The sequence below is a fragment of the Ectobacillus funiculus genome (genome assembly GCF_004138295.1).
GTDB lineage: Bacteria > Bacillota > Bacilli > Bacillales > Bacillaceae_G > Ectobacillus > Ectobacillus funiculus.
This window is the reverse complement of sequence record NZ_SCFM01000063.1, coordinates 1-400: the sequence shown is the minus strand read 5'-3', so window position 1 is coordinate 400 and position 400 is coordinate 1. Positions and strand designations below refer to the sequence as shown.

The 400-nt window shown below is 50.5% G+C and carries 4 tRNA genes; all 4 read left to right on the top strand.

Annotation, left to right across the window (positions count from 1 at the left end):
• Position 1 precedes the first annotated feature (1 nt).
• The 4 genes from EP737_RS22730 (at position 2) to EP737_RS22715 (ending at position 397) form a co-directional block, all read left to right on the top strand.
• Positions 2–76, top strand: a tRNA-Glu gene (locus EP737_RS22730).
• Between the two features lie 6 nt (positions 77–82).
• A tRNA-Val gene (locus EP737_RS22725) sits at positions 83–155 on the top strand.
• Positions 156–175: 20 nt separating this feature from the next.
• A tRNA-Tyr gene (locus EP737_RS22720) sits at positions 176–260 on the top strand.
• Between the two features lie 62 nt (positions 261–322).
• Positions 323–397, top strand: a tRNA-Gln gene (locus tag EP737_RS22715).
• Positions 398–400: the final 3 nt, after the last annotated feature.

Below are 400 nucleotides of genomic sequence, written 5' to 3'. Positions count from 1 at the left end.
TGGCCCGTTGGTCAAGCGGTTAAGACACCGCCCTTTCACGGCGGTAACACGGGTTCGAATCCCGTACGGGTCACCAACATATGGAGGATTAGCTCAGCTGGGAGAGCATCTGCCTTACAAGCAGAGGGTCGGCGGTTCGAGCCCGTCATCCTCCATTTCTTCCTATATTTATCTCGGAGGGGTAGCGAAGTGGCTAAACGCGGCGGACTGTAAATCCGCTCCCTCGGGGTTCGGCGGTTCGAATCCGTCCCCCTCCACCATTATTTTTTTGTATGAAATTTAGAAAATCGTGAAAAAATAATGAAACATGGATTTTCATTAATGGGCTATAGCCAAGTGGTAAGGCAACGGACTTTGACTCCGTCATTCGTTGGTTCGAATCCAGCTAGCCCAGCCATTT